Raw genomic sequence first — 24,378 nt, 5'->3', positions numbered from 1 at the left:
GCGAACAATCACTGTAGAACCGCTGAATACACCACCATCACTCAACCGGCAGCGCTTTGCATGCGCACCGCGCCACGCCGGGTTTGCCCGGCCGCAACCACGCAGTTACGCCCGGCGCCCTTGGCGGCGTACAGCGCCTGGTCGGCGGTCTTGAGGACTTCTTCGGGGCTGCGCTGCTCGACCTGGCGCTCGGCCACGCCGATGCTGATGGTCACCGACACACTCGACGCCCCGCTGCCGGCGCGGCGCTGACGACCTTGCTGATCGTCCTGCGGGCGGTCCGAGTTACGCAGCTTGATGTCGTAGTCGGCGATGATCTCGCGGATTTCCTCCAGGTGCGGCATGCACTCCTCAAGGGTCTTGCCGGCGAACACCACGGCGAACTCCTCACCGCCATAGCGGTACGCGCGCCCGCCGCCGTTGACCTTGGACAGCTTGCTCGCCACCAGGCGCAGCACTTGGTCGCCGACGTCGTGGCCATGGGTGTCGTTGAAGCGCTTGAAGTGGTCGACGTCGCTCATGGCCAGCACATAGTTGCGCCCCAACCGCTGCATGCGTTCGTTGAGCGCGCGGCGCCCCGGCAGGCCGGTCAGCTCATCGCGAAAGGCCATTTGATAGGCCTCGTGGGCCACACCGGCGGCGATCATCAGCATCACCTGGCTGCACATGATGTTCAGGGTAAACGGCAGGATGAAGGTTTGCGGCAACATCCAGAACAAACCCAGCAGCCCCACCAGTTGCGCCGCATGCAGCGGGCGCGGCTGGTACCAGTACTGCGCGGCCAGGGTGAGGAAGCCGATCAGGAACATAGGGTACGACAGCTGGATCAGGCTCATCCAGGTGCCGTGCAGGGCCGGCCAGCGGATCTCTGCCAGCCAGTTCAGTACGGCCTCGGGGTAACTTTGCTCCAGCGCCAGGGCGACGCTGCCGATGGCCAGCAACACCGCGCCGCGTGCGACGAAGTCGCGAAACAGGTGGGTCTTTTCCTGCCACAGCGCGTAGATGCTGAACAGCAGCGGCAACAACAGGCAACACAGGTGAAACACCACCGCCGCGTCTTCGCGCACGCGGCCGTTGTCGCGGTAGAAGTCGGTCTGGGTATCGAGCAGAAAGTAGACGACGTACACCGTGATCATCAGGAACAGCTCACGCTGGCGCCGATACACCGCGCAATACGAACCGCCGAGCAACAGCACCAGGGTCGGCAGCACGTTGAACAGCGAGGTAAAGAAGACGTTGAGATCCTTGACGTAGGCAGCCGAGAGCCCCGCCAGCAAGAGCAGTAACGAAGGGAAAAAATGACTGAAACGTACAGCGGACACGCGTGACAAGGGTAAAACTCCGACCCGCAAAAAATAGTGGCACAGTGCCTTTATTCGGACAGTTAAGCACACCCTGCCCGTCATGTATCACATTGCCATCACTGTAACGGCCGGCTGAGCCAATCCCTGAGTGCCACGCTGTGGTTTTTTATCGGCCGCTGGATAAGAACGCACGCTGTGTGCCTGGGCACGGCCGAGTCAACTGTCAACCTTGACAGTTTCAATCGAACGTCCTGCGCTGTTTACTAACCTGTACCACTCACCACCCAGCAGGCTTTCGGGACAAGGAGTGCCCTAACCCGCGATGGGAGTGAACACCATGGAAACCGCAACCAACGATCTGGTGCGCACCAGCTCACTGTTTTTGATTCGTAACGCAATCCCCGCCTTGCAGCCGCTGATCGTGACGAATGCCATCGCCGGCACTGACGGCATGGTGGGTCTGTATACGATGGATAGAGACCAGCCACTGACGATTCCGCAACTGCCGCAGCCCGGGCCCGCGGGGGCTCGCGCAACGATCAGGGTGTACGTTGAATCACCCGCGCCGGCTGAATACCAATTGGTGGCCTTCAGGCAATTCACCGGCTATCCGCAGGACGAAGTGGAGGTGTTGGTTCCGCGCCACCTGGTGGGCGTTGAGGGCGACTATCAGCTGACCTATATCCTCGAAGACGGTAACAACGTCCTGCGCGCAACCGCCAGTACGACCTTGCGGGTGCGAAGAACGCCACCGTTTGGCTACCTCACCATTACCCCACCGCGTCCGTTGCTGCCCGCGAACCTCACGACCGCTTTGATTACTGAGGAGTACCTGGCCAACAATGACCCGGTCTTGTTTCGAATTCCCCCGCATCGGGAGATCAACAACGAGAGGGGCCTGGTTTCCATTCCCTACTACGGAACCACCGCCAGCCACATGCAGGTGTCCTATGCCGTGCCACCTGCCACGGTGCTGCCTGACTTTCCGGCGGAGCGAGTTATTCCCCTCCCGGCAGCCGTCATTCGTGCCCGTGGCAACGGCCGGCAACAACTGACCTACCGCTGCATTACCCGGGATGGTCGCCGCGCCATGGACTCGTTGATTCTTGAAATCCTGGTGGCGGTACGCATAACACCCACGAACATTGCAGCCCCACGAGTGACACAAGCAATTGCGCCCGACAACACCGTGACACTGGGGGATATCAACCAGGCTGGCCAGGGCGGGATGGAGGTGTGGCTGGACAGCGCCGATGGCTTGCAAATCGGCGACTTGATAAGCGTTCTCCTGGGCGCGGGCTTCGCGATCGCCTCCCTGGTTTACGCGGGTCAGCCGTTACCCTTGCGGATGATTGTCCCGACGGTACAAATCCAGGCCGCTGTGCCAGGGTCAACCACGAATGATATTGCAGCCCCGGTCAGGTTCAGAATCACCAGCGGCGGCGCAGTTTTCAACGGGCCGGTACGCAACCTGATCTTCAATGTTTCGACCTTGATGACGCTGGCGCCGCCGCAGGTGCAAAACCTGAACAACGGGGCCCTCAATTGCAATTCGCCTCAACCTTTGAACACTCCGTATCCCAACCGCTTCATTCAAGTGTTTATCCCGCCCTCGACCAATTTGATCATTGGCACAACGTTGACGGTCAGCTGCGTATCAAGCCGCCAGGATGATGGTTCAAACCCCATCGCACCTGCAGTCACTGTCCCTGTAGTGTTGGCCGCGAGTGCGACAACCCTGGGCCAGACGGTAAACGTGCCCTACCCCACCACTATGGGAGTGATCGGCAGGGGCATCTTGTATTTCAGCTATTCGGCGCTGAATGCCCAAGGCCAACTGCTACGCTCTGCACCCGTGGCAACTGCGGTCAGAGGCGTTCTGCCCGGCGATACCTATTGCGACGGGTCGCCGTTCACCCCGACACCGTAAGTACGTTGCAGGCGCCCACAAAAAAGCCGCCGCTCCCGGGAGAGCGGCGGCTTTTCAATCAACTCGCCGAGGCTTAGTAGCCCAGGTCGAAGTTCTCTTCTTTCATGTCCATCAGGTTGTTGGCGCCCGACAGCATGGTGGCCACGTGGGTACGGGTACGTGGCAGGATGCGCTGGAAGTAGAAGCGCGCGGTTTGCAGCTTGGCGGTGTAGAAGGCTTCTTCGGTGGTGCCGGCAGCCAGTTTCTCGGCGGCCAGGCGGGCCATGTCGGCCCAGAAGTAGGCCAGGCAGGCGTAACCGGAGTACATCAGGTAATCCACCGAGGCGGCCCCGACTTCTTCACGGTCTTTCATCGCGGCCATGCCGACCTTCATGGTCAACTCGCCCCACTCTTTGTTCAGCGCAGCCAGCGGCGTCACGAACTCCTGGACCGCCTCGACACCTTCGTTGGCCTGGCAGAACTTGTGCACGATCTTGGTGAAGCCCTTGAGCGCTTCGCCTTGGGTCATCAGCACTTTGCGGCCGAGCAGGTCCAGCGCCTGGATACCGGTGGTGCCTTCGTACAGCATCGAAATGCGGCTGTCGCGAACGTTCTGCTCCATGCCCCACTCGGCGATAAAGCCGTGGCCACCGTAGATCTGCACGCCGTGGTTGGCCGATTCAAAGCCGACTTCGGTCATGAACGCCTTGGCGATCGGGGTCATGAAGGCCAGCAGGCCGTCAGCCTGTTTCTTGGCTTCGTCGTCGGTGCCGTACTTGACGATGTCCACTTGCTTGGCGGTGAAGTACACCATCGCACGGTTGCCTTCGGCGAAGGCTTTCATGGTCAGCAGCATGCGGCGCACGTCAGGGTGCACGATGATCGGGTCAGCGGCTTTGTCCGGGGCTTTAGGGCCGGTCAGGGAGCGCATCTGCAGTCGGTCGCGCGCATATTTGAGGCCGCCCTGGAAGCCGATCTCGGCGTGGGAAAGGCCTTGCAGCGCGGTGCCCAGGCGAGCGGTGTTCATAAAGGTGAACATGCAGTTCAGGCCTTTGTTCGCCGGGCCGATCAGGAAACCGGTGGCCGCGTCGAAGTTCATCACGCAGGTGGCGTTGCCGTGGATACCCATCTTGTGTTCCAGGGAACCGCAGCTCACCGCGTTGCGCTCGCCTATCGAGCCGTCTGCGTTCGGCAGGAACTTGGGCACGATAAACAGCGAGATACCTTTGGTGCCGGCCGGTGCGTCCGGCAGGCGGGCCAGTACGATGTGGACGATGTTGTCGGCCATGTCGTGTTCACCGGCCGAGATGAAGATCTTGGTGCCGGAGACTTTGTAGGAACCATCGGCCTGAGGCTCGGCCTTGGTGCGCAGCATGCCCAGGTCGGTGCCGCAATGCGGTTCGGTGAGGCACATGGTGCCGGTCCACTCGCCCGAGACCAGCTTGGTCAGGTAGGCGTTTTGCTGCTCAGGCGTGCCGTGCTCGGAGATGGTGTTCATCGCACCGTGGGACAGGCCCGGGTACATGCCCCACGACCAGTTGGCGGCGCCAACCATTTCGCTCACTGCCAGGCCCAGGGATTCCGGCAAGCCTTGGCCGCCGTGCTCCACGTCGTGGGCCAGGCTTGGCCAGCCGCCTTCAACGAACTGTTTGTAGGCTTCTTTGAAACCAGTAGGGGTTTTTACGCCTGACTCGCTCCAGGTACACCCTTCGATGTCGCCCACGCGGTTCAACGGTGCCAGTACTTGCTCACAGAACTTGGCGCCTTCTTCAAGGATGGCGTCAACCATGTCCGGGGTAGCGTCCTGGCAAGCCGGCAGGCTCTGATAGTGCGCTTCATAGCCAAGCAGTTCGTCACGAACGAAGCGAATATCACGCAAGGGGGCCTTGTAGTCAGGCATAGCGATAAACCTCTGCTGATGTATCTGGAATGAACAACCGCGTGGATTTGTTGTGGCGGTCAAACAGGTGTTTGAAACATACGTTTACGACCTGGGTATGTCAAGCGTCGGTCAGATGCCGTTTGTCATGCCATGGATCAATGGCGCGCACGGCAAAGCCTGCGGCAGGTTGCCACATCAAAAAAGAGTGAGAGATTGATCAGGGTGAATGAATGCAAATGTGGGAGGGGGCTTGCCCCCGATAGCGCAGTACCAGCCAACATCACTGTGACTGACCCACTGCTATCGGGGGCAAGCCCCCTCCCACATTTTAAACTTCAGCAGATTAGGCGTAGGTATCGATCAACGTGCCGAGCATTTCATCCGAAGCCTTGGCGACTTTGACGCCCAGCTCGACCTGAAACTTGCCCTCCGCCAGCTCCACCATATTGCTCGCAGAGTTGGTTGGCTGACCGCGATTGACCGCCTGCAAGCGATCATTCTGGGCATCGGAAGGTTGGCTGGTGGCGGCACTGGCGATTTTGCCGGCGGCCTGGTCGACACGGTTCTGCCCGGTCTGAATGGTATTCAGGCCCGAATAAAACGCGCTGCTTCCAGAGATTTCCATGGCTAAGCCTGCCTTTACAGAATCGTGAGCACTGATTGAAGCAGAGATCCTGGCAAAACGCCCGTCAAAAACACTAATGGCATAGTGCCTTAGCGATAGCCAAAATCAGTCGAGCAGGTCCAGTTGCAGGTAATGCGCCACGGCTTCGGCCCCAGCGTGCTTGAGCTTGGGCACACGCCCCAGGCACGGCGCAGGCAGACGCTCAGCCAGGGTGGCGAGGTTTTCCTCCAGGCGCGAGGTCTTCGGATCGATGATATTCGCCACCCAACCCGCCAGCGGCAGGCCGTCCCGGGCGATGGCCTCGGCGGTGAGCAGGGCATGGCTGATACACCCCAGGCGCACGCCCACCACCAGGATCACCGGCAGTTGCAGTGCCATGGCCAGGTCCGACAGATTGTCCTGATCGGCCAAAGGCACACGCCAGCCGCCCGCGCCCTCAATCAAAGTGAAATCGGCTTGGCGCGCCAGAATCTGCTGCATCGGCTTGAGCAACGACTGCACCGTCAGCGCCACACCCGCCTCCCGCGCCGCCAGGTGCGGGGCGATGGCCGGCTCGAAGGCCACCGGGTTGACCTCGGCATAGGTCAGCGGCAACGAGCATTCGGCCAGCAGCGCCAGGGCATCGGCGTTGCGCAAACCTTTGGGCGTGACCTGGCAGCCGGAGGCCACGGGCTTGCCGGCGGCGGTGCTTTTGCCGGCTTGGCGGGCGGCATGCAGCAGGCCGGCGGCGATGGTGGTCTTGCCCACATCGGTGTCGGTGCCGGTGACGAAATAGGCGGCGCTCATAGCGGTTTCTCCAGTACGGCGTACACCACTTGATAGGTGGCGGGCAGGCCCTGGGCCTGACGGAACTGCTCGTAAGCGTGTACCAGTGCAACAATCCGCGCGCGCCCCGTCAAGCCTCCCGGGCGACCGGGGTTGAGGTTATGCGCGCCCAATGCCTTCAGCTCATGGGTCAGGCTGCGCACATCCGAGTAATGCAGCACATGGGGCCGGCGCTCCAGGCTCACCACACGCAGGCCGCTGGCGGCACACAGCTGTTGATAGGCCTCGAAGGTGCGGAAACGGTTGACGTGCACCAGGCCATCCACGGCGCGCCAGCTGTCGCGCAACTCTTGCAGAGTGCCCACGCACAGGCTCGCGAACGCCAGCACGCCACCCGGTTGCAGCACGCGATAAGCCTCGCTGAGCACCGCGTCGAAGTTCGCACACCACTGCACCGCCAGGCTGGAGAAGATCAGCCCGCAACTGGCGTCTGCCAGTGGCAGACGCTCGGCATCACCGGCAATAAAATACTCGGCGCCACCCAAAGGCCGCGCATGGTTGAGCATGCCTTCGGCGATATCCAGCGCCACGCCCTGGCTGGCCGGCAGCATCTCGCCCAGCGCGCGACTGAAATAACCGGTGCCGCAGCCCATATCCAGCCAGCGTTTCGGCGCGCTTGCGGGCGGCAGGCGCGACAGCAGCGCATGCCCGACCGCGCGCTGCAACTCGGCGACGCTGTCGTAGCTGGCCGCCGCACGGGAAAACGAGGCCGCGACCTGGCGCTTGTCCGGCAAGCCGCCCGGCAGGGCAGGCTGGGATAAATCAGTCATCGACACACTCATGCAAAAAAGCCTGGATGGCCCCCGCCACACCGTGGGGGTCTTCCAGAAGAAACGCGTGACCGGCCTGTTCAATCAGGCCGATTTCAACATCGGGCAGCAAGCTCAACAGGTCGCCTGCTGCTTCGGCGGGCACCAGCCCGTCCATTCCCGCGAACAAGTGCAACTGCGGGCCGCGATAGGCCAGCAAGGCGTCGCGGGTGTCCAGCTGGGCGAGCAACTCAAGGCCGCTCATCAACTGGCTCGAAGGCGTATTCGGCGCGCCACTCACCAGCAGCCGCGCCAGGCCGCGTGGGTCCTCGGCGCCCTTGGCACATAGCAGGCCGAAGCGTTTGAGGGTGACTTGGGAGTCGGCATGGCAACCGGCGAGAAACGCGTCGAAGGTCTCGGCAGGCATCGCGCTGGGCCAGCCCGCATGGGCGACGAAACACGGGTTGCTGGCCAGGGTCAGCAGGCCGCAGCAGCGCTCACCACGCCGCGCCGCCAGCTCGGAGGCGAGCATGCCGCCCAGGGACCAGCCGCCCAGCCAGGCGTTATCGGGCAGCGTGGCGTCGAGTTCGTCGAGCCACTCATTCAAGTCGCTGGACGCCAGCACGGGCAAGGGCTCGATGTGCACCTGCAGGTGCTCGTCCAGGCCCTGCAGGGCGGCGGCCAATGGCTCCAGCGGCGAGACGCCAAGGCCCCAGCCGGGCAACAAGATCAGTCGATCACGCATGGTCGGGCTCCAGGCGGAAACACTCTTCCAATGCGTTTAACAATAGCTGCACCTGCGCCGCGCTGTGGGCGGCGGTCAAGGTCACGCGCAAACGCGCACTGCCGGCCGGCACGGTCGGTGGGCGGATTGCGGTGACCATCAGCCCGCGCTCGCGCAGCCGCTGCGACAGGCGCACCGCCTTGGCGCTGTCGCCGATCAGGATCGGCTGGATCGGCGTAAAGCTATCCATCAGGTCCAGCCCAAGCTGCTCGGCGCCCTGGCGGAACTGGCGGATCAGGCCGTTGAGGTGCTCACGCCGCCAATGCTCGGTGCGCAGCAGCTCCAGGCTTTTAAGTGTGGCGCAGGCCAGCGCCGGGGGTTGGCTGGTGGTGTAGATGTAAGGCCGGGCGAACTGGATCAGGCTTTCGATCAAGTCTTCGCTGCCTGCCACGAACGCGCCCGCGGTGCCGAAGGCTTTGCCCAGGGTGCCGACCAATACCGGCACGTCGTCCTGGCTCAGGCCGAAGTGCTCGACGATCCCACCGCCGTTCGCGCCCAGCGGGCCGAAGCCATGGGCGTCGTCGACCATCAGCCAGGCACCTTTGGCCCGGGCTTCGCGGGCCAGCGCGGGCAAGTCGGCGAGGTCGCCGTCCATGCTGAACACGCCATCGGTGACCACCAGCGTATTGCCGGTGGCTTTTTCCAGACGCTTTGCCAGGCTGGCGGCGTCGTTGTGCAGGTAGCGGTTGAAACGTGCGCCGGAGAGCAAACCGGCATCCAGCAGGGACGCATGGTTGAGGCGGTCTTCCAACACCGTATCGCCCTGCCCCACCAACGCCGTGACCGCGCCGAGGTTGGCCATGTAGCCGGTGGTAAACAGCAGCGCACGCGGGCGGCCGGTGAGGTCGGCCAGTGCTTCTTCCAGCTCATGGTGCGGCGTGGCATGCCCGACCACCAGGTGCGAGGCGCCACCGCCCACGCCCCAACGGGCCGCACCGGCGCGCCAGGCTTCGACTACTTGCGGGTGGTTGGCCAGGCCCAGGTAGTCGTTGTTGCAGAAGGCGAGCAGCGGTTGGCCGTCGACCACCACCTCAGGGCCTTGGGGGCTCTGGAGTAAAGGGCGTTGGCGATAAAGGTGTTCGGCACGGCGGGCAGCGAGGCGCGCGGCGAGATCGAAAGACATGCAGGCCTCGATTTAGCAGGTTCAACTCGGTAAAAAAATGTGGGAGGGGGCTTGCCCCCTCCCACATTTGGATTGCATTTCAATCAGACGGCAGCGTTATAGAACTGCTCACTGATCGATTGCTCCACCAACGCCTGCTCGATCGCCGCCTGGTGCACTTCGTCAGCGTGCTCTTCGCGGGCTTCCGGCAGGATGCCCAGGCGCGAGAACAGTTGCATGTCCTTGTCGGCCTGCGGGTTGGCGGTGGTCAGCAGTTTGTCGCCGTAGAAAATCGAGTTGGCACCGGCGAAGAACGCCAGGGCCTGCATCTGCTCGTTCATGGCTTCACGGCCAGCCGACAGCCGCACATGGGATTGCGGCATCAGGATGCGCGCCACCGCCAGCATGCGGATGAAATCGAACGGGTCGATATCCTCGGCGTTTTCCAGCGGCGTACCGGCGACCTTCACCAGCATGTTGATCGGCACCGACTCCGGATGCTCCGGCAGGTTGGCCAGCTGGATCAGCAGGTTGGCGCGGTCATCCAGCGACTCGCCCATGCCGAGGATGCCGCCGGAGCAGATCTTCATCCCCGAATCCCGCACGTAGGCCAGGGTTTGCAGGCGCTCGCTATAGGTGCGGGTGGTGATGATGCTGGCGTAGAACTCCGGCGAGGTGTCGAGGTTGTGGTTGTAGTAGTCGAGGCCGGCCTGGGCCAGGGCTTCGGTCTGGTCCTGGTCGAGGCGGCCGAGGGTCATGCAGGTTTCCAGGCCCATGGCCTTCACGCCTTTGACCATCTGCAGCACGTAGGGCATGTCTTTGGCCGACGGGTGCTTCCAGGCGGCGCCCATGCAGAAACGCGTCGAGCCGATGGCCTTGGCGCGGGCAGCCTCTTCGAGGACCTTCTGCACTTCCATCAGCTTTTCTTTTTCCAGGCCAGTGTTGTAGTGGCCCGACTGCGGACAATATTTGCAATCTTCCGGGCAGGCCCCTGTTTTGATCGACAGCAAGGTCGACACTTGCACGCGGTTGGCGTCGAAATGCGCGCGGTGCACGGTCTGCGCCTGGAACAACAGGTCATTGAACGGCTGCACGAAAAGCGCTTTGACTTCGGCGAGGGACCAATCGTGACGCAAAGTGGCGGTGATGCTGGCGCTCATGGGCGATTCCTTGATTATGCTTGGGCTTTCGCTGCGGGAAGGGCAATACCCACAGACACGACACGGATGCTCGGCATATTTAAGGAAGATTCATGCACTGTCAACCAGACTACAAACACAAGGTTTACATCTGGCTAAAAAACAACCACACCTGTTTAATCTGCGATGAACCCGCGCAATCGGCCGATTGTGTGTGCAACGCCTGCGAAACCGAGCTGCCCTGGCTGCTGACGCACTGCGCGGTCTGCGCCCTGCCCTTGCCCATGGCGGGCTTGATCTGCGGTGAATGCCAGAAACACCCGCCGGCCTTTAAACAGGTGGTCGCCCCGTGGACCTTCAGCTTTCCCGTCGACACGCTGATCGCGCGCTTCAAGCATCAGGCCCGCTGGCCCCTGGGTCACCTGCTCGGGCGCATGCTGGGCCAGCACGTGCAACATCGCTTCGATAACGCCGAACTCACCCGCCCCGACTGCCTGCTGCCGGTGCCCATGGCCGTCAAGCGCCTGCGCGAGCGCGGCTACAACCAGGCCCAGATGCTGGCGCAATGGCTCAGCCAACAGCTGGGCATCAGCGTTGAAGAACACCTGCTGCTGCGCCCCCACGAAACCGTTGCGCAACAGGCCCTCGACGCCAAGACCCGCCGCCGTAACCTGCTAGCCGCCTTTGCACTCGCGCCTGCCGCCCAAGTGCAAGGCCGCCACTTTGCGCTGGTAGACGACGTGCTTACCACCGGCGCCACGGCCCACAGCCTGGCACGCCTGCTGATGGACGCCGGCGCGCGGCAGGTGGATGTGTATTGCCTGGCGCGCACGCCCAAGCCTGGCACTTGACTCTCTTGCCTTGCGGCCGCAACGTCCGCTCATCCCCACACAGCGTATGCCCATGTCCCTGCCGACTTCCCTCAGCCAACACATCATCCGCCGCCCGCAGCGCATCGCGTTGCTCGGGCATATCGCCGAGCAAGGCTCCATCACCCGCGCGGCCAAGGCGGCTGGCCTGAGTTACAAAGCCGCCTGGGACGCCATCGATGAGCTGAACAATCTGGCGCAAAAACCGCTGGTGGAGCGCAGCGTCGGCGGCAAGGGCGGCGGCGGCGCCAAGCTGACCGCCGAAGGTGAACGGGTGCTGCGCCTCTACCAACGACTGCAAGCGTTGCAAGCCGAAGTGCTGGGCTCGGACGAAGCCGCCAGCGACTTCAACCTGCTCGGCCGCCTGATGTTGCGCACCAGCGCGCGTAACCAGTTGCACGGCCAGGTCATCGCCATCGACAACCATGGCCGCAATGATCTGATTCGCCTGCAATTGGCCGGTGGGCTGAGCCTCGACGCGCAAATCACCCACGACAGCACGCAACGGCTGGAGCTGGAGATGGGCGTGGAAGTGGTCGCGCTGATCAAGGCCGGTTGGCTGGAGTTGCTTGCAGCCGACGCACCCGCAACACCTGGACACAATTGCATGAGCGGCACCGTCGAAGCGATTCTCGCCGCCGACGACGGCCCCAGCGAAGTGCGCATCGTCCTGCCCAACGGCCTGGTTTTATGCGCCCTGGCGCAGCCCGACACGCTCAAGGCCCTGGGCGCGGCCGAAGGCCAGTCGATCCAAGTGCAATTCGCACCGAGCAATGTGCTACTCGGCACGCCGGTCTAGACAGCAGCCGTCTTCAAGCTGCAACAATTTCGTCACGCGCGCTCCTTATGGTGTCTGCAAAAACCGCAGGGAGCCTGAGATGAGCCTATTAGAAGAAAACCAAGCCACCGACCTGGAACAGATGGTCGGCCTCACCCGCCGCCGCTTTATCGGCGCCGGCGCCCTGTGCGGCGCCGCGATGTTCCTGGGCGGCAACCTGCTGACCCGCAGCGCCCTGGCCGTCAACGCCGCCACGGCCAGCCCGTTGCTCGGTTTTACCAGCATCGCCGCAGCCACCAGCGACGCCATCACCTTGCCGCCGGGCTACAGCGCCTCGGTGCTGATCAGTTGGGGCCAGCCACTGAGCAAGAGCGCACCGGCGTTTGACCCGTCCGGCAACGGCACGGCCAAGGCCCAGGAGCAGCAGTTCGGCGACAACAACGACGGCATGAGCCTGTTCGCCTTCCCCGGCGAAGACAACCGCGCGCTGATGGCGATCAACAACGAATACACCAACTACCGTTACCTCTACGCCCACGGCGGCGCGCCGCAATCGGCCGAAGACGTGCACAAGGCCCAGGCCAGTGAAGGCGTATCGGTGATCGAAGTGCGGCGCAAGGGCGACACCTGGCAGTTCGTCCAGGACTCGCGCTACAACCGGCGCATCCACGGCAATTCGCCGATCCGCCTCAGCGGCCCCGCCGCCGGCCACGACTGGCTGAAAACCAGCGCCGACAAGTCCGGCAAAAAAGCCCTCGGCACCTTCCAGAACTGCGCCAACGGCAAGACCCCGTGGGGCACTTATCTGACCTGTGAAGAGAACTTCACCGACTGCTTCGGCAGCAGCAACCCACAACAAACCTTCGATGCCGGGCAAAAACGCTACGGCGTGGTCGCCGCCAGCAAAGAGATCAACTGGCACCTGCACGACCCGCGCTTCGACATCGCCAAGAACCCCAATGAACTCAACCGTCACGGCTGGGTAGTGGAAATCGACCCGTTCGACCCGCAATCCACCCCGGCCAAGCGCACTGCCCTGGGCCGCTTCAAACACGAAAACGCCGCGCTGGCAGAAACCCGCGACGGCCGCGCCGTGGTGTACATGGGCGACGACGAGCGCGGCGAGTTCATCTACAAGTTCGTCAGCCGCGACAAGATCAACCACAAGAACCCCAAGGCCAACAAAGACCTGCTCGACCACGGCACCTTGTACGTGGCGATTTTCGACGCCGGCGACGGCAACGCCGACCACCCCAAGGGCAAGGGCAAGTGGGTCGAGTTGACCCATGGCAAAAACGGCATCGACGCCAGCACAGGGTTTGCCAGCCAGGCCGAAGTGCTGATCCACGCGCGCCTGGCCGCCAGCGTGGTGAAAGCCACGCGCATGGACCGCCCGGAATGGATCGTGGTCAGCCCCACCGATGGCCAGGTGTATTGCACCCTCACCAACAACGCCAAGCGCGGCGAAGACGGCCAGCCGGTCGGCGGCCCCAACCCGCGCGAGAAGAACGTCTACGGCCAGATCCTGCGCTGGAAGGCCGACGCCGATAACCACGACGCCCTGGAATTCACCTGGGACCTGTTTGTGGTGGCCGGCAACCCCGGCGTGCATGCCGGCACGCCCAAGGGCGGCTCGTCGAACATCAACCCGCAGAACATGTTCAACAGCCCCGACGGCCTGGGTTTCGACAAGGCCGGGCGCCTGTGGATTCTGACCGACGGCGACTACAGCAACGCAGGGGATTTCGCCGGGATGGGCAATAACCAGATGCTGTGCGCCGACCCGAGCACCGGGGAGATTCGCCGGTTCATGGTCGGGCCGGTGGCGTGTGAGGTCACGGGGATCAGCTTTTCGCCGGATCAGAAGACGTTGTTTGTGGGGATTCAGCATCCGGGGGAAACCGGCGGGTCGACCTGGCCGGAGCATTTGCCGAATGGCAAGCCGCGGTCTTCGGTGATGGCGATTCGGCGGGATGATGGTGGGGTTGTGGGCGCCTGATAGGGACTCATCGGGGGCAAGCCCCCGATGAGCCCAGTACAGCCACCACCTATCTATCTCAGTGTGCGTTACCATACCGAGCCGGACGCGGCGCCCTGCTGCGCGCAGGAGTTCGCATGGCCCATCCGTTTGAAACACTCACCCCCGACCTCGTACTCGACGCCGTCGAAAGCATCGGTTTTCTCAGCGATGCTCGCGTTCTTGCGCTCAACAGCTACGAAAACCGCGTGTATCAGGTGGGCATCGAAGACTCCGAACCGCTGATCGCCAAGTTCTATCGCCCCCAGCGCTGGACCAACGACGCGATCCTCGAAGAACACCGCTTCACCTTCGAACTCGCCGAATGCGAAGTGCCGGTCGTCGCGCCACTGATCCACAATGGCGAAAGCCTGTTCGAACACGCCGGTTTCCGCTTCACCCTGTTCCCCCGCCGTGGCGGCCGCGCGCCGGAGCCGGGCAACCTCGATCAACTCTATCGCCTTGGGCAATTGCTCGGGCGTTTGCACGCGGTGGGCTCCACCCGCCCGTTCGAACACCGCGAAGCCCTGGGGGTGAAGAACTTCGGTCACGATTCCCTCAACACCTTGCTCGAAGGTAACTTCATTCCCAAGAGCCTGCTGCCGGCCTATGAGTCCGTCGCCCGCGACCTGCTCAAGCGCGTCGAAGAGGTGTACAAGGCCACGCCGCACAAGAACATCCGCATGCACGGCGATTGCCACCCCGGCAACATGATGTGCCGCGACGAGATGTTCCACATCGTCGACCTGGATGACTGCCGCATGGGCCCGGCGGTGCAGGACCTGTGGATGATGCTCGCCGGTGATCGTCAGGAGTGCCTGGGGCAGCTGTCGGAATTGATGGATGGCTACCAGGAATTCCACGACTTCGACCCGCGCGAACTGGCGCTGATCGAACCGCTTCGCGCCCTGCGCCTGATGCACTACAGCGCCTGGCTCGCACGGCGCTGGGACGACCCGGCGTTCCCCCACAGCTTCCCGTGGTTCGGCAGCGAGCGGTATTGGGGCGATCAGGTGTTGGCGTTGCGTGAGCAGTTGTCGGCCCTCAACGAAGAACCTCTGAAGTTGTTTTAACCGCTTTTGCTTTATGTGGGAGGGGGCTTGCCCCCCTCCCACATAAAGCAGATCTCATTGCCAAGCAGGTCCCACTCCCGGACAAATATCCTTACAATCGCGCTTTGTTAGCTGCCTAAGCAAGGATTCTGCAATGCACGCCGCCAACCCCCGCAAGGGGTACATCCTGGGCCTGAGCGCCTATGTCATCTGGGGCCTGTTCCCGCTCTACTTCAAAGCCATCGCCAGCGTACCCGCCGCCGAAATCATCGTGCACCGCGTGCTGTGGTCGGCGCTGTTCGGCGGGTTGCTGCTGATGGTGTGGAAGCACCCCGGCTGGTTCCGCGAGCTGCGTGACAACCCCAAGCGCCTGGCGATCCTGGCCCTCAGCGGCTCGTTGATTGCGGGCAACTGGCTGACCTACGTGTGGTCGGTGAACAGTGGGCGCATGCTCGAGGCCAGCCTGGGTTACTACATCAACCCGCTGGTGAATGTGTTACTGGGCATGCTGATCCTCGGCGAACGCCTGCGCCGCTTGCAGTGGGCGGCCGTCGGGCTGGCGGCCGTGGGTGTGGCGCAACAGGTGTGGCAGGTGGGCAGTTTGCCGTGGGTGTCGCTGGTATTGGCGCTGACGTTCGGCTTCTATGGGCTGATCCGCAAGCAGGCGCCGGTCAAGGCCTTGCCGGGTCTGGTAGTGGAAACCTGGATGCTGGTGCCGATTGCCGTGGCGTGGTTGCTGTTCAACCCGTCGGCCCACAGTGCACAGCTGGCGTTCTGGAGCACCTCCGAAGCCTGGTGGCTGGTGGCCGCCGGCCCGGTGACGCTGATCCCGCTGGTGTGTTTCAACGCCGCCGCACGGCATTTGCCCTACACCGCGCTGGGCTTTTTACAGTACGTGGCGCCGACCCTGGTGCTGCTGGAAGCGGTGCTGCTGTTCGGTGAACACCTGGCCACCAGCACCCTGATCGCCTTCGCGTTTATCTGGGCCGGGCTGGTGGTGTACAGCCTGGATGCCTGGCTGAGCGTACGCAAACGCTGATCAAATAACGTACAAACCTCTGCAAGCCACAGCGGGCGTGGCTTGCAGCGATCCACCCCAAGGTTATCCACAACCTGATCCCCGCCATTTGTGCACAAGCCCTTGAAACTGCTCGTTTTTTGCTCAGCTCGCGAAGAAGCCCGGCCGGCCTGGCCTGGCGCCGGGTCTCTACAGGTTATCCACAGGCCCATGCAAGATTTCCATGCATAACCTTGTGGGCTGATTATTCCTCGTGGTGCAGTTCCACCATCAAATCATCGGCCAGGGTTTCCAGCGACAGCTGCAAGGTATCCAGGGATAACGCCGTCGGCACCTGCAACAGCGCCTCGGCGGTAAACAGTGGATCACCGCTCATGGGCGCCGGGCGCACGTCGGTGCTCAGGCTTTCGAGGTTCACGCCTTGCTGGCTCAGCAGCGCGGTGATTTCGCGCACAATGCCCGCTCGGTCGTTACCCACCAGCGTCATCATGATCGATTTGGATGCCGAGGCCTGCCCGCTGCTGCCCTCGCCCACCAGCACGCGAATGCCGTGTGTGGATAAATCCTCCAGCGCACCCACCAGCGCCTGACGCTGCTCGGTCGGCACACTGACGCGCAGAATCCCGGCAAACTGCCCGGCCATGTGCGCCATGCGGCTTTCCAGCCAGTTGCCGCCGTGGGCCGCAATGTTCTGCGCGATGCGTTCAACCAGACCGGGTTTGTCGGCGGCGATAATAGTGAGTACAAGATGGTCCATGGCGAAGCCCTCTGAATTCAATCTACAAGGTGGACCCGGGGGCCCTCGAAAACAAATCGTGTACCATTTTTATATTTATCTGGAACAATCCAATAGTTTTTTGAGAACATCCCGTTCTCCGCTGTGACCGTACGACCAAAGTGGGTCGCTAAACGACGTATTTAGTCTAATTTTCACAACCGCAAGTCATCCTGTAGTATGCGCAACCGTGCACTACATAATGAAAATCTGAAACAGCGCATAAGCTCCGCAGAGTGAGGCAAGCAATGACTGAACACGTTCAAGTCGGTGGCCTGCAGGTCGCCAAAGTCCTGTTCGACTTCGTGAACAACGAAGCCATTCCCGGTACCGGCATCACTGCCGACCAGTTCTGGGCCGGCGCCGACAAGGTCATCCACGACCTGGCTCCGAAGAACAAAGCCCTACTCGCCAAACGCGATGATTTCCAGGCGCGGATCGACACCTGGCACCAGACCCACGCCGGCCAGGCCCACGACCCGGTGGCCTACAAAGCCTTCCTGCACGATATCGGATACCTGCTGCCAGAAGCCGCAGACTTCCAGGCCTCGACCCAAAACGTCGACGACGAAATTGCCCGTATGGCCGGCCCACAGCTGGTGGTGCCGGTGATGAACGCCCGCTTCGCCCTCAACGCTTCCAATGCGCGCTGGGGCTCGCTGTACGACGCGCTGTATGGCACCGATGCCATCAGCGAAGCCGACGGCGCCGAGAGGGGCAAGGGCTACAACAAAGTGCGGGGCGATAAAGTCATCGCCTTCGCCCGCGCCTTCCTCGACGAAGCCGCGCCGCTCAGCGCCGGCAGCCACGCCGACTCCACCGGTTACAAGATTGTCGATGGCGTGTTGATCGTCAGCCTCAAGGGCGGCAGCAACAGCGGCCTGCGTGACGACGCGCAACTGATCGGCTTCCAGGGCCCAGCGGCCGCGCCGATTGCGATCCTGCTCAAACACAACGGCCTGCACTTCGAAATCCAGATCGACGCCAGCACCCCCGTCGGCCAGACCGACGCCGCCGGCGTCAAAGACGTGCTGATGGAAGCCGCGCTGACCACCATCATGGACTGCGAAGACTCCGTCGCCGCCGTCGATGCCGATGACAAAGTGGTGATCTACCGCAACTGGCTCGGCCTGATGAAAGGCGACCTGGCCGAAGAAGTGGCCAAGGGCGGCAAGACCTTCACCCGCACCATGAACGCCGACCGCGTCTACACCGGTGTCGACGGTAACGATGTGACCCTGCATGGCCGTTCGCTGTTGTTCGTGCGCAACGTTGGCCACTTGATGACCATCGACGCGATCCTCGACAAAGACGGCAACGAAGTGCCGGAAGGCATCCTCGACGGCCTGCTCACCAGCCTGGCGGCGATCCACAGCCTCAACGGCACCAGCAGCCGCAAGAACAGCCGCACCGGTTCCGTTTACATCGTGAAGCCGAAGATGCATGGCCCGGAAGAAGCCGCGTTCACCAACGAGCTGTTCGGCCGCATCGAAGACGTGCTGAACCTGCCGCGCAACACCCTCAAAGTCGGGATCATGGACGAGGAGCGCCGCACCACGGTCAACCTCAAGGCCTGCATCAAGGCGGCCAGCGAGCGCGTGGTGTTTATCAACACCGGCTTCCTCGACCGCACCGGCGACGAAATCCACACCTCCATGGAAGCCGGCGCGATGGTGCGCAAGGCCGCCATGAAGTCGGAAAAGTGGATTGGCGCGTATGAAAACTGGAACGTCGATATCGGCTTGAGCACCGGCCTGCAAGGTCGTGCGCAAATCGGTAAAGGCATGTGGGCAATGCCCGACCTGATGGCGGCGATGCTCGAACAGAAAATTGCCCACCCACTGGCCGGCGCCAACACCGCCTGGGTACCGTCGCCGACGGCGGCTGCGCTGCACGCGCTGCACTATCACAAGGTCGACGTGTTCGCCCGCCAGGCCGAACTGGCCAAGCGCGAACGTGCATCGGTGGACGACATCCTGACGATTCCTCTGGCCAGCAACACCGATTGGTCCGACGAAGAAATCCGTAACGAGCTGGACAACAATGCCCAGGGCATCCTCGGTTATGTAGTCCGCTGGATCGACCAGGGCGTCGGCTGCTCCAAGGTGCCGGACATCAACGATGTGGGCCTGATGGAAGACCGCGCCACCCTGCGCATCTCCAGCCAGCACATCGCCAACTGGCTGCGCCACGGCATCGTCAACCAAGACCAGGTGCTGGAAAGCCTCAAGCGCATGGCGCCGGTGGTGGACCGTCAAAACGCCGGGGATGCGCTGTACCGCCCACTGGCACCGGATTTCGACAGCAACATCGCGTTCCAGGCAGCGGTGGAGTTGGTGATTGAAGGGATTAAGCAGCCTAACGGCTATACCGAGCCGGTGTTGCATCGCCGGCGTCGGGAGTTCAAGGCTAAAAACGGCCTGTAAATGAAAAAGCCCTGATCGTGAGATCAGGGCTTTTTCTTTGGGGCTGGTGGTGGCTGTTAGGGCCTCATCGGGGGCAAGCCCCCTCCCACATTTGATTTGTGAACACATTCAAGTGTGGGAGGGGGCTTGCCCCCGATAGGGCCGGCACATTCACTACAAAATCAGGAGGCCATCCCCAACTCCCGCTTCACCATCTTCGCCAGCTTCACGCTATCAATCGGCTTGAGCAAAAAGTCCACCACACTCAAATGCATCGCATCGATCACATCCGGCGCTTCGGCATCCCCCGACATGATGATGATCGGCAGCGCCGCCCGGGTAGAGCTGCGCACTTGTCGGATCAGTTCCAGGCCATTGCTTGGGGCCATGCGCAGGTCGGTAATCAGCAAACCGATGGAGCTGCTGGAGCTCAACAACTCCCACGCTGTCTTGCCACTGTCGGCGGTCATGCAACGAATACCGTCCAGGCCCAGGATTTCCGCCAGCAGTTCGCGCGCGTCCTTGTCGTCGTCGACAATCAACACGCGTTGCGGTGGCAAATCAGGCTCCAGCATCACGGCGCTCAGCGCCTCGCGCTCGGCATCGCTCAAAATATCGTGGTCGGACATACGGTTCTCAGCAGTTCTCATCAATCTCCCAGCACACTCGTCAGACATCTGCGGAAGGGCGATCAATGTGCACTTCGTCGGAAAGTTTGACTAGTGGGTGTTCTACGGGGTTTGGACGATAGTCATGTAAGGTTTTTCCTTAGTTGTACGATGTTTTCATCGACCTAGACTTACGTCCAATGGGCACCCGCCGCGCGGGAGTCGACCATGCAGGACGATAACGACAAAAAAATGCGGTCTTGTTTATGAGTAAAGCTGATGCCTTCGCCCAGGCGGGGAAAACTGCTGTATTGCAGAACATCCACGGCACCCTGCAGTTCCTGCAACGCTTCCCGCCGTTCAACCAGATGGAACACGCGCACCTGGCGTTCCTGGTCGAGCAGTGCCAACTGCGCTTTTTCGGCCCCGGCGAGAGCATTCTCAAGCCGTCGGGCGGGCCGGTGGAGCACTTTTACATCGTCAAGCAGGGCCGCGTCGTGGGCGAGCGGCCGGATTCAACCCAGACCACCTTCGAAATCACCACCGGCGAGTGTTTCCCCCTCGCCGCGCTACTGGGTGAACGAGCGACCCGCACCGAGCACAAGGCCGCCGAAGACACCTTCTGCCTGCAACTGAACAAGCCGGCATTTATCAAGCTGTTCGCGCTGTCCAGCCCGTTTCGCGATTTTGCCTTGCGCGGCGTCAGCAGCCTGCTGGATCAGGTCAACCAGCAAGTGCAGCAAAAAGCCGTGGAAACCCTCGGCACGCAATACTCCCTGAACACCCGCCTGGGCGAATTGGCCATGCGCCACCCGGTCACCTGCAGCCCGCAGACGCCGCTGCGCGAGGCGGTGACGCTGATGCACGAGCAGCAAGTGGGCAGCATTGTGATCGTCGATGAACACAAAGCGCCGCTGGGGATTTTCACCCTGCGCGACCTGCGCCAGGTGGTGGCGGACGGCACCAGCGATTTCAGCCAGGCCATCGACGCCCATATGACCCAGGCACCGTTCTTTCTCACCCCGGACCACAGCGCCTTCGACGCGGCCATCGCCATGACCGAGCGGCATATCGCCCACGTGTGCCTGGTCAAAGACCAGCGCCTGTGTGGCGTGGTGTCCGAGCGCGACCTGTTTTCCCTGCAACGGGTCGACCTGGTGCACCTGGCGCGCACCATCCGCAACGCGCCGCGAGTGGACAACCTGGTGGCGATTCGCGGCGAGATCGGCCAACTGGTGGAGCGCATGCTCGCCCATGGCGCGTCCTCGACCCAGATCACCCACATTATTACCCTGCTCAACGATCACACCGTGTGCCGGGTGATCGAGCTGAGCCTCGCCGAAAAAGGCGACCCCGGCGTACCCTTCAGCTGGCTGTGCTTCGGCAGCGAAGGCCGGCGCGAGCAAACGCTGTTCACCGACCAGGACAACGGCATTCTGTTCGACGCCAAGGACGCCGTCGACGCCGCGATGATCCGTGGCCGCCTGCTGCCGTTGGCGCAGCACATCAACCAGAGCCTGGCGCTGTGCGGCTTCAGCCTGTGCAAGGGCAATATCATGGCCGGCAACCCCGAGCTGTGCCTGTCGCGAGCGGAGTGGGCGCGGCGTTTCGGCGCGTTTATTCGCGAGGCCACGCCGGAGAATCTGCTGAGTTCGAGCATCTATTTCGATTTGCGCGTGGTGTGGGGCGAGGAACGTGGCTGCGAGCAACTGCGCCAGGGCATCCTCGACCAGGTAGCCGACAATCGTCTGTTCCAGCGAATGATGGCCGGGAACGCCTTGCGCCAGCGCCCACCCGTAGGACGTTTCCGAGAATTCGTGCTCACACGTAAAGGCGGCGAGAAAGCCACCCTCGACCTCAAGGTCCAGGGCCTTACGCCCTTTGTAGACGGCGCACGCTTGCTGGCCCTGGCCAATGGCATCCACGCCAACAACACCCTGGAGCGCCTGCGCCAGCTGGTGGTCAAGGAAGTTATCGAGCCGCTGGACGGCGCAGCCTATGAAGAGGCTTACCACTTTATTCAGCAAACCCGCATGCAGCAGCACCAGTTGCAGACGCGCGAAAACCAGCCGTACTCCAACCGCGTCGACCCCGACAGCCTCAACCACCTCGACCGACGCATCCTGCGTGAATCCCTGCGCCAGGCCCAACGCCTGCAAAGCAGCCTGACCTTGCGGTATCAGCTGTGAGTTTGTTCAGCTGGTTGCGTACGAAAAAACCCGGGCTCGACGCGACGCAGCAACAGCGACTGGCGCAACTGCCCAAGCCCGGCGTATTGGGCGACGGCCCGTTACAGGCTCAACGCTGGGTCGTGGTCGACCTGGAAACCAGCGGCCTGAACCTCAACCGCGACCAGGTGCTGTCCATCGGCGCGGTGGTGATCGAGGATGGCGCGGTGGATTTCTCGCAGCTGTTCGAACGCACCCTGCACCGTGCCGAGAGCAAACTCAGACCCAGCGTGCTGATCCACGGCCTGGGCCCCAGCGCCATCGCCGCCGGCAGCGACCCGGTAGAGGCGCTGCTGGACTTTATGGAATTCGTTGGTGACAGCCCGTTGCTCGCGTTCCACGCGCCGTTCGATCAACACATGCTCTGCCGCGCGCTCAAGGACAGCCTGGGCTACCGGCTGGCCCACACTTTTCTGGATGTTGCCGAGGTCGCCCCGCTGCTGTGCCCCGAGGCGCACATTCGCGAAGCCGGGCTGGACGACTGGATCAACCATTTCAACCTGCAGGTGGGCGAACGCCATCACGCCAGCGCCGATGCCCTGGCCACGGCGGAGCTGATGCTGATCCTGTTGAGCCGCGCACGCAGCCAGCAAATCGACTCGCCCCAGGCGCTGCAAGAGCGCTTGAGCCAATGGAAACGGCGTAAACAAGCGCCATCGTTTTAATGTCATCTCCCGACAGACGCCAATTGCGCCCTGCCTGTGCCTCTGACACAATCGCGAATAATTCTCGTTAGTTTAAACCTATTGTTTATTCGGTGATGCCTTGTCGTCGGTCCCAAACCCACACAGTGAGCTGGTTGGCGCGTTGTATCGCGACCATCGTGGCTGGCTGTTGGCTTGGCTGCGGCGCAATGTGGCCTGCCCGAGCCGCGCCGAGGACCTGAGCCAGGACACCTTCATGCGCCTGCTCGGCCGTGACGAGCTGCGTACACCCCGCGAGCCACGCGCGTTTCTGGTGGCGATCGCCAAGGGCTTGCTGTTCGACTACTTCCGCCGCGCCGCGCTGGAGCAGGCGTACCTCACCGAACTGATGCTGATCCCGGAAAGCGAACACCCCTCGCCGGAAGAACAGCAACTGATCCTCGAAGACCTCAAGGCCATCGACCGCCTGCTCGGCAAGCTGTCGAGCAAGGCCCGCGCAGCCTTCCTCTATAACCGCCTCGACGGCCTGGGCCATGCAGAAATCGCCCAGCGCCTGGGCGTGTCGGTACCGCGCGTGCGCCAGTATCTGGCCCAGGGCATTCGCCAGTGCTATATCGCGCTGTATGGCGAGCCGTCGTGAGCGTGATCAGTTCCAAGCCGGTGTCGGCCCGTGTGCTGGATGCGGCGATTGCCTGGCAACTGTCCCTCGATTCGGGCGACGGCAGCGCCATCGAACGCGAAGAGTTCAGTAAATGGCTGGCCAGCGATGAAGAGCACGCCCGCGCGTGGCGCCAGCTGGGCATGCTCGACCAGCGTTTCAGCATCGCCTCGGGCCCGGCGCGGGTGGCACTGTTGCAGTCGCGCGAAGGCATTCGCCAGCGTGTGCGCAAGCTGGGCAGCGGCCTGGCGAGCATCGCGCTGGTGTGCGGCCTGGCGTTGTTTGCCGGCGAGCGCTACGTGCCGATCCACTATTGGCTGGCTGACCAGCGCACCGCCACCGGCGAACAGCGCACGCTGAAGCTGGCGGACGGTACGGTGATCAACCTCAATACCCACAGCGCCATCGACGTGCGTTTCGACGATAAGCGCCGGCTGATCGTGTTGCAGGAAGGCGAAATTCTCGTCGAAACCGGCCACAACGATGCGCGGCCATTCTATGTACAAACCCGCGACGGCAGCCTGCGGGCGCTGGGCACGCGGTTTATCGTCAAGCGCGAAGACGACGCCACGCGCCTGAGCGTGCTGCAATCGGCGGTGGGCGCGCAGCCCGAGGCGCTAAAGCAGGAACAGATCTTCAAGGAAGGCCAGCAAGTGCTGATGCGCAGTGATGGCCTCGGCCCGCTGCTGGCCGTTACCCCGGCCACCGACGCGTGGACACGCGGCATGCTGGTGGTCGACAACGCCCGGCTGGGTGATGTGGTGGCAGAACTGAGCCGTTATCGAACGGGTTATTTGGGTGTGGATAAACAGGTGGCCGACCTGCGCATCACTGGCAGCTTCCCGTTGCATGACACCACGCTGGCGCTGAATGCGCTGTTGCCGACGTTGCCGGTGCAGATTGAGCAGCACACGCCGTGGTGGGTGACGGTTAAAGGAAAGCCTTAGGTTATTGGGTGTCAGGTCTATAGCCATCGGGGGCAAGCCCCCACCACAAAAAAATATTTT

21 protein-coding genes are annotated in these 24,378 nt (G+C 62.5%); 11 read left to right on the top strand and 10 right to left on the bottom strand.

The window, feature by feature from the left end; genetic code table 11:
- Positions 1 to 41 precede the first annotated feature (41 nt).
- The gene (locus AC0IYH_RS24025; RefSeq protein ID WP_116626706.1) at positions 42 to 1,331 is read right to left on the bottom strand and encodes a GGDEF domain-containing protein; all 1,290 of its coding nucleotides are present in this window, start codon (positions 1,329 to 1,331) and stop codon (positions 42 to 44) included.
- Positions 1,332 to 1,641: 310 nt separating this feature from the next.
- Between AC0IYH_RS24025 and AC0IYH_RS24020 the strand changes: the two genes are divergently transcribed.
- A complete protein-coding gene (locus tag AC0IYH_RS24020) occupies positions 1,642 to 3,234 on the top strand; it encodes a hypothetical protein (protein WP_471836539.1) in 1,593 nt (530 codons plus the stop codon).
- A gap of 73 nt (positions 3,235 to 3,307) precedes the next feature.
- Here the strand turns inward: AC0IYH_RS24020 and AC0IYH_RS24015 are convergent, their stop codons facing one another.
- The 7 genes from AC0IYH_RS24015 to bioB form a co-directional block, all read right to left on the bottom strand.
- Complete coding sequence (locus AC0IYH_RS24015; RefSeq protein ID WP_101273287.1) at positions 3,308 to 5,113, bottom strand: phenylacyl-CoA dehydrogenase; 1,806 nt, start codon at positions 5,111 to 5,113, stop codon at positions 3,308 to 3,310.
- 325 nt (positions 5,114 to 5,438) lie between these two features.
- The gene (locus tag AC0IYH_RS24010) at positions 5,439 to 5,720 is read right to left on the bottom strand and encodes a pyrroloquinoline quinone biosynthesis protein PqqE (RefSeq protein ID WP_116626708.1); all 282 of its coding nucleotides are present in this window, start codon (positions 5,718 to 5,720) and stop codon (positions 5,439 to 5,441) included.
- A 105-nt stretch (positions 5,721 to 5,825) separates the two neighbouring features.
- A complete protein-coding gene (gene bioD / locus AC0IYH_RS24005; RefSeq protein ID WP_471836536.1) occupies positions 5,826 to 6,506 on the bottom strand; it encodes a dethiobiotin synthase in 681 nt (226 codons plus the stop codon).
- Entirely contained in the window at positions 6,503 to 7,315 is an 813-nt protein-coding gene (gene bioC, locus AC0IYH_RS24000) for a malonyl-ACP O-methyltransferase BioC (RefSeq protein ID WP_471836534.1), read from the bottom strand. Before bioC ends, bioD begins: the two co-directional genes overlap by 4 nt.
- Positions 7,308 to 8,039, bottom strand: coding sequence for an alpha/beta fold hydrolase (locus AC0IYH_RS23995; protein ID WP_471836532.1), 732 nt, complete (start codon positions 8,037 to 8,039; stop codon positions 7,308 to 7,310). The genes bioC and AC0IYH_RS23995 overlap by 8 nt, the downstream gene beginning before the upstream one ends.
- Positions 8,032 to 9,201 carry an 8-amino-7-oxononanoate synthase gene (gene bioF, locus AC0IYH_RS23990; RefSeq protein WP_122774675.1) on the bottom strand — a complete coding sequence of 390 codons (1,170 nt, stop codon included), beginning with the start codon at positions 9,199 to 9,201 and terminating at the stop codon, positions 8,032 to 8,034. The genes AC0IYH_RS23995 and bioF overlap by 8 nt, the downstream gene beginning before the upstream one ends.
- An 83-nt stretch (positions 9,202 to 9,284) precedes the next feature.
- Positions 9,285 to 10,340, bottom strand: coding sequence for a biotin synthase BioB (gene bioB, locus AC0IYH_RS23985; RefSeq protein WP_122774674.1), 1,056 nt, complete (start codon positions 10,338 to 10,340; stop codon positions 9,285 to 9,287).
- 92 nt (positions 10,341 to 10,432) lie between these two features.
- On the opposite strand from bioB, the gene AC0IYH_RS23980 reads away from it, so the two are divergent.
- From AC0IYH_RS23980 to rarD, 5 genes are all read left to right on the top strand, one after another.
- Entirely contained in the window at positions 10,433 to 11,170 is a 738-nt protein-coding gene (locus tag AC0IYH_RS23980; protein ID WP_122774673.1) for a ComF family protein, read from the top strand.
- 52 nt (positions 11,171 to 11,222) lie between these two features.
- Complete coding sequence (locus AC0IYH_RS23975) at positions 11,223 to 11,987, top strand: TOBE domain-containing protein (protein WP_471836529.1); 765 nt, start codon at positions 11,223 to 11,225, stop codon at positions 11,985 to 11,987.
- 79 nt (positions 11,988 to 12,066) lie between these two features.
- On the top strand, positions 12,067 to 13,965 hold the full coding sequence (locus AC0IYH_RS23970) for a PhoX family protein (RefSeq protein ID WP_471836528.1): 1,899 nt from the start codon (positions 12,067 to 12,069) through the stop codon (positions 13,963 to 13,965).
- Positions 13,966 to 14,081: 116 nt separating this feature from the next.
- Positions 14,082 to 15,056: a serine/threonine protein kinase gene (locus AC0IYH_RS23965; protein WP_116626717.1), complete on the top strand. Its 975-nt coding sequence runs from the start codon at positions 14,082 to 14,084 to the stop codon at positions 15,054 to 15,056.
- 133 nt (positions 15,057 to 15,189) lie between these two features.
- Positions 15,190 to 16,074 carry an EamA family transporter RarD gene (gene rarD, locus AC0IYH_RS23960; protein ID WP_116626718.1) on the top strand — a complete coding sequence of 295 codons (885 nt, stop codon included), beginning with the start codon at positions 15,190 to 15,192 and terminating at the stop codon, positions 16,072 to 16,074.
- Positions 16,075 to 16,297: 223 nt separating this feature from the next.
- On the opposite strand, the gene AC0IYH_RS23955 is transcribed toward rarD, so the two are convergent.
- Positions 16,298 to 16,810, bottom strand: a complete 513-nt coding sequence (locus tag AC0IYH_RS23955; RefSeq protein ID WP_116626719.1) for an ACT domain-containing protein — start codon at positions 16,808 to 16,810, stop codon at positions 16,298 to 16,300.
- A gap of 266 nt (positions 16,811 to 17,076) precedes the next feature.
- Between AC0IYH_RS23955 and AC0IYH_RS23950 the strand changes: the two genes are divergently transcribed.
- Complete coding sequence (locus AC0IYH_RS23950) at positions 17,077 to 19,254, top strand: malate synthase G (protein ID WP_471836526.1); 2,178 nt, start codon at positions 17,077 to 17,079, stop codon at positions 19,252 to 19,254.
- Positions 19,255 to 19,415: 161 nt separating this feature from the next.
- On the opposite strand, the gene AC0IYH_RS23945 is transcribed toward AC0IYH_RS23950, so the two are convergent.
- Positions 19,416 to 19,862 carry a response regulator gene (locus tag AC0IYH_RS23945; RefSeq protein ID WP_116626721.1) on the bottom strand — a complete coding sequence of 149 codons (447 nt, stop codon included), beginning with the start codon at positions 19,860 to 19,862 and terminating at the stop codon, positions 19,416 to 19,418.
- A 245-nt stretch (positions 19,863 to 20,107) separates the two neighbouring features.
- Here AC0IYH_RS23945 and AC0IYH_RS23940 point away from each other — a divergent pair, with 245 nt between their 5' ends.
- From AC0IYH_RS23940 to AC0IYH_RS23925, 4 genes are all read left to right on the top strand, one after another.
- Positions 20,108 to 22,030 (top strand): putative nucleotidyltransferase substrate binding domain-containing protein, encoded by a 1,923-nt coding sequence (locus AC0IYH_RS23940; RefSeq protein ID WP_471836525.1) that lies wholly within the window; start codon positions 20,108 to 20,110, stop codon positions 22,028 to 22,030.
- Positions 22,027 to 22,734: a 3'-5' exonuclease gene (locus AC0IYH_RS23935; RefSeq protein ID WP_471836523.1), complete on the top strand. Its 708-nt coding sequence runs from the start codon at positions 22,027 to 22,029 to the stop codon at positions 22,732 to 22,734. Before AC0IYH_RS23940 ends, AC0IYH_RS23935 begins: the two co-directional genes overlap by 4 nt.
- A 100-nt stretch (positions 22,735 to 22,834) precedes the next feature.
- Positions 22,835 to 23,353, top strand: a complete 519-nt coding sequence (locus tag AC0IYH_RS23930) for an RNA polymerase sigma factor (protein WP_116626724.1) — start codon at positions 22,835 to 22,837, stop codon at positions 23,351 to 23,353.
- Positions 23,350 to 24,318: a FecR domain-containing protein gene (locus AC0IYH_RS23925; RefSeq protein WP_471836522.1), complete on the top strand. Its 969-nt coding sequence runs from the start codon at positions 23,350 to 23,352 to the stop codon at positions 24,316 to 24,318. The genes AC0IYH_RS23930 and AC0IYH_RS23925 overlap by 4 nt, the downstream gene beginning before the upstream one ends.
- Positions 24,319 to 24,378 lie beyond the last annotated feature (60 nt).

It is taken from the genome of Pseudomonas sp. AC463, assembly GCF_979253585.1.
Note: the sequence above shows the minus strand (reverse complement) of the source record. Positions and strands in the feature narration are given on the sequence as shown.

What these genes read in the sequence shown, in the direction of transcription:
- AC0IYH_RS24020 (WP_471836539.1), top strand. Translation starts at nt 1,642, where the DNA reads ATGGAAACCGCAACCAACGATCTGGTGCGCACCAGCTCACTGTTTTTG.
- AC0IYH_RS24015 (WP_101273287.1), bottom strand. Translation starts at nt 5,113, where the DNA reads ATGCCTGACTACAAGGCCCCCTTGCGTGATATTCGCTTCGTTCGTGAC.
- AC0IYH_RS24010 (WP_116626708.1), bottom strand. Translation starts at nt 5,720, where the DNA reads ATGGAAATCTCTGGAAGCAGCGCGTTTTATTCGGGCCTGAATACCATT.
- bioD (WP_471836536.1), bottom strand. Translation starts at nt 6,506, where the DNA reads ATGAGCGCCGCCTATTTCGTCACCGGCACCGACACCGATGTGGGCAAG.
- bioC (WP_471836534.1), bottom strand. Translation starts at nt 7,315, where the DNA reads ATGACTGATTTATCCCAGCCTGCCCTGCCGGGCGGCTTGCCGGACAAG.
- AC0IYH_RS23995 (WP_471836532.1), bottom strand. Translation starts at nt 8,039, where the DNA reads ATGCGTGATCGACTGATCTTGTTGCCCGGCTGGGGCCTTGGCGTCTCG.
- bioF (WP_122774675.1), bottom strand. Translation starts at nt 9,201, where the DNA reads ATGTCTTTCGATCTCGCCGCGCGCCTCGCTGCCCGCCGTGCCGAACAC.
- bioB (WP_122774674.1), bottom strand. Translation starts at nt 10,340, where the DNA reads ATGAGCGCCAGCATCACCGCCACTTTGCGTCACGATTGGTCCCTCGCC.
- AC0IYH_RS23980 (WP_122774673.1), top strand. Translation starts at nt 10,433, where the DNA reads ATGCACTGTCAACCAGACTACAAACACAAGGTTTACATCTGGCTAAAA.
- AC0IYH_RS23975 (WP_471836529.1), top strand. Translation starts at nt 11,223, where the DNA reads ATGTCCCTGCCGACTTCCCTCAGCCAACACATCATCCGCCGCCCGCAG.
- AC0IYH_RS23970 (WP_471836528.1), top strand. Translation starts at nt 12,067, where the DNA reads ATGAGCCTATTAGAAGAAAACCAAGCCACCGACCTGGAACAGATGGTC.
- AC0IYH_RS23965 (WP_116626717.1), top strand. Translation starts at nt 14,082, where the DNA reads ATGGCCCATCCGTTTGAAACACTCACCCCCGACCTCGTACTCGACGCC.
- rarD (WP_116626718.1), top strand. Translation starts at nt 15,190, where the DNA reads ATGCACGCCGCCAACCCCCGCAAGGGGTACATCCTGGGCCTGAGCGCC.
- AC0IYH_RS23955 (WP_116626719.1), bottom strand. Translation starts at nt 16,810, where the DNA reads ATGGACCATCTTGTACTCACTATTATCGCCGCCGACAAACCCGGTCTG.
- AC0IYH_RS23950 (WP_471836526.1), top strand. Translation starts at nt 17,077, where the DNA reads ATGACTGAACACGTTCAAGTCGGTGGCCTGCAGGTCGCCAAAGTCCTG.
- AC0IYH_RS23945 (WP_116626721.1), bottom strand. Translation starts at nt 19,862, where the DNA reads ATGTCCGACCACGATATTTTGAGCGATGCCGAGCGCGAGGCGCTGAGC.
- AC0IYH_RS23940 (WP_471836525.1), top strand. Translation starts at nt 20,108, where the DNA reads ATGAGTAAAGCTGATGCCTTCGCCCAGGCGGGGAAAACTGCTGTATTG.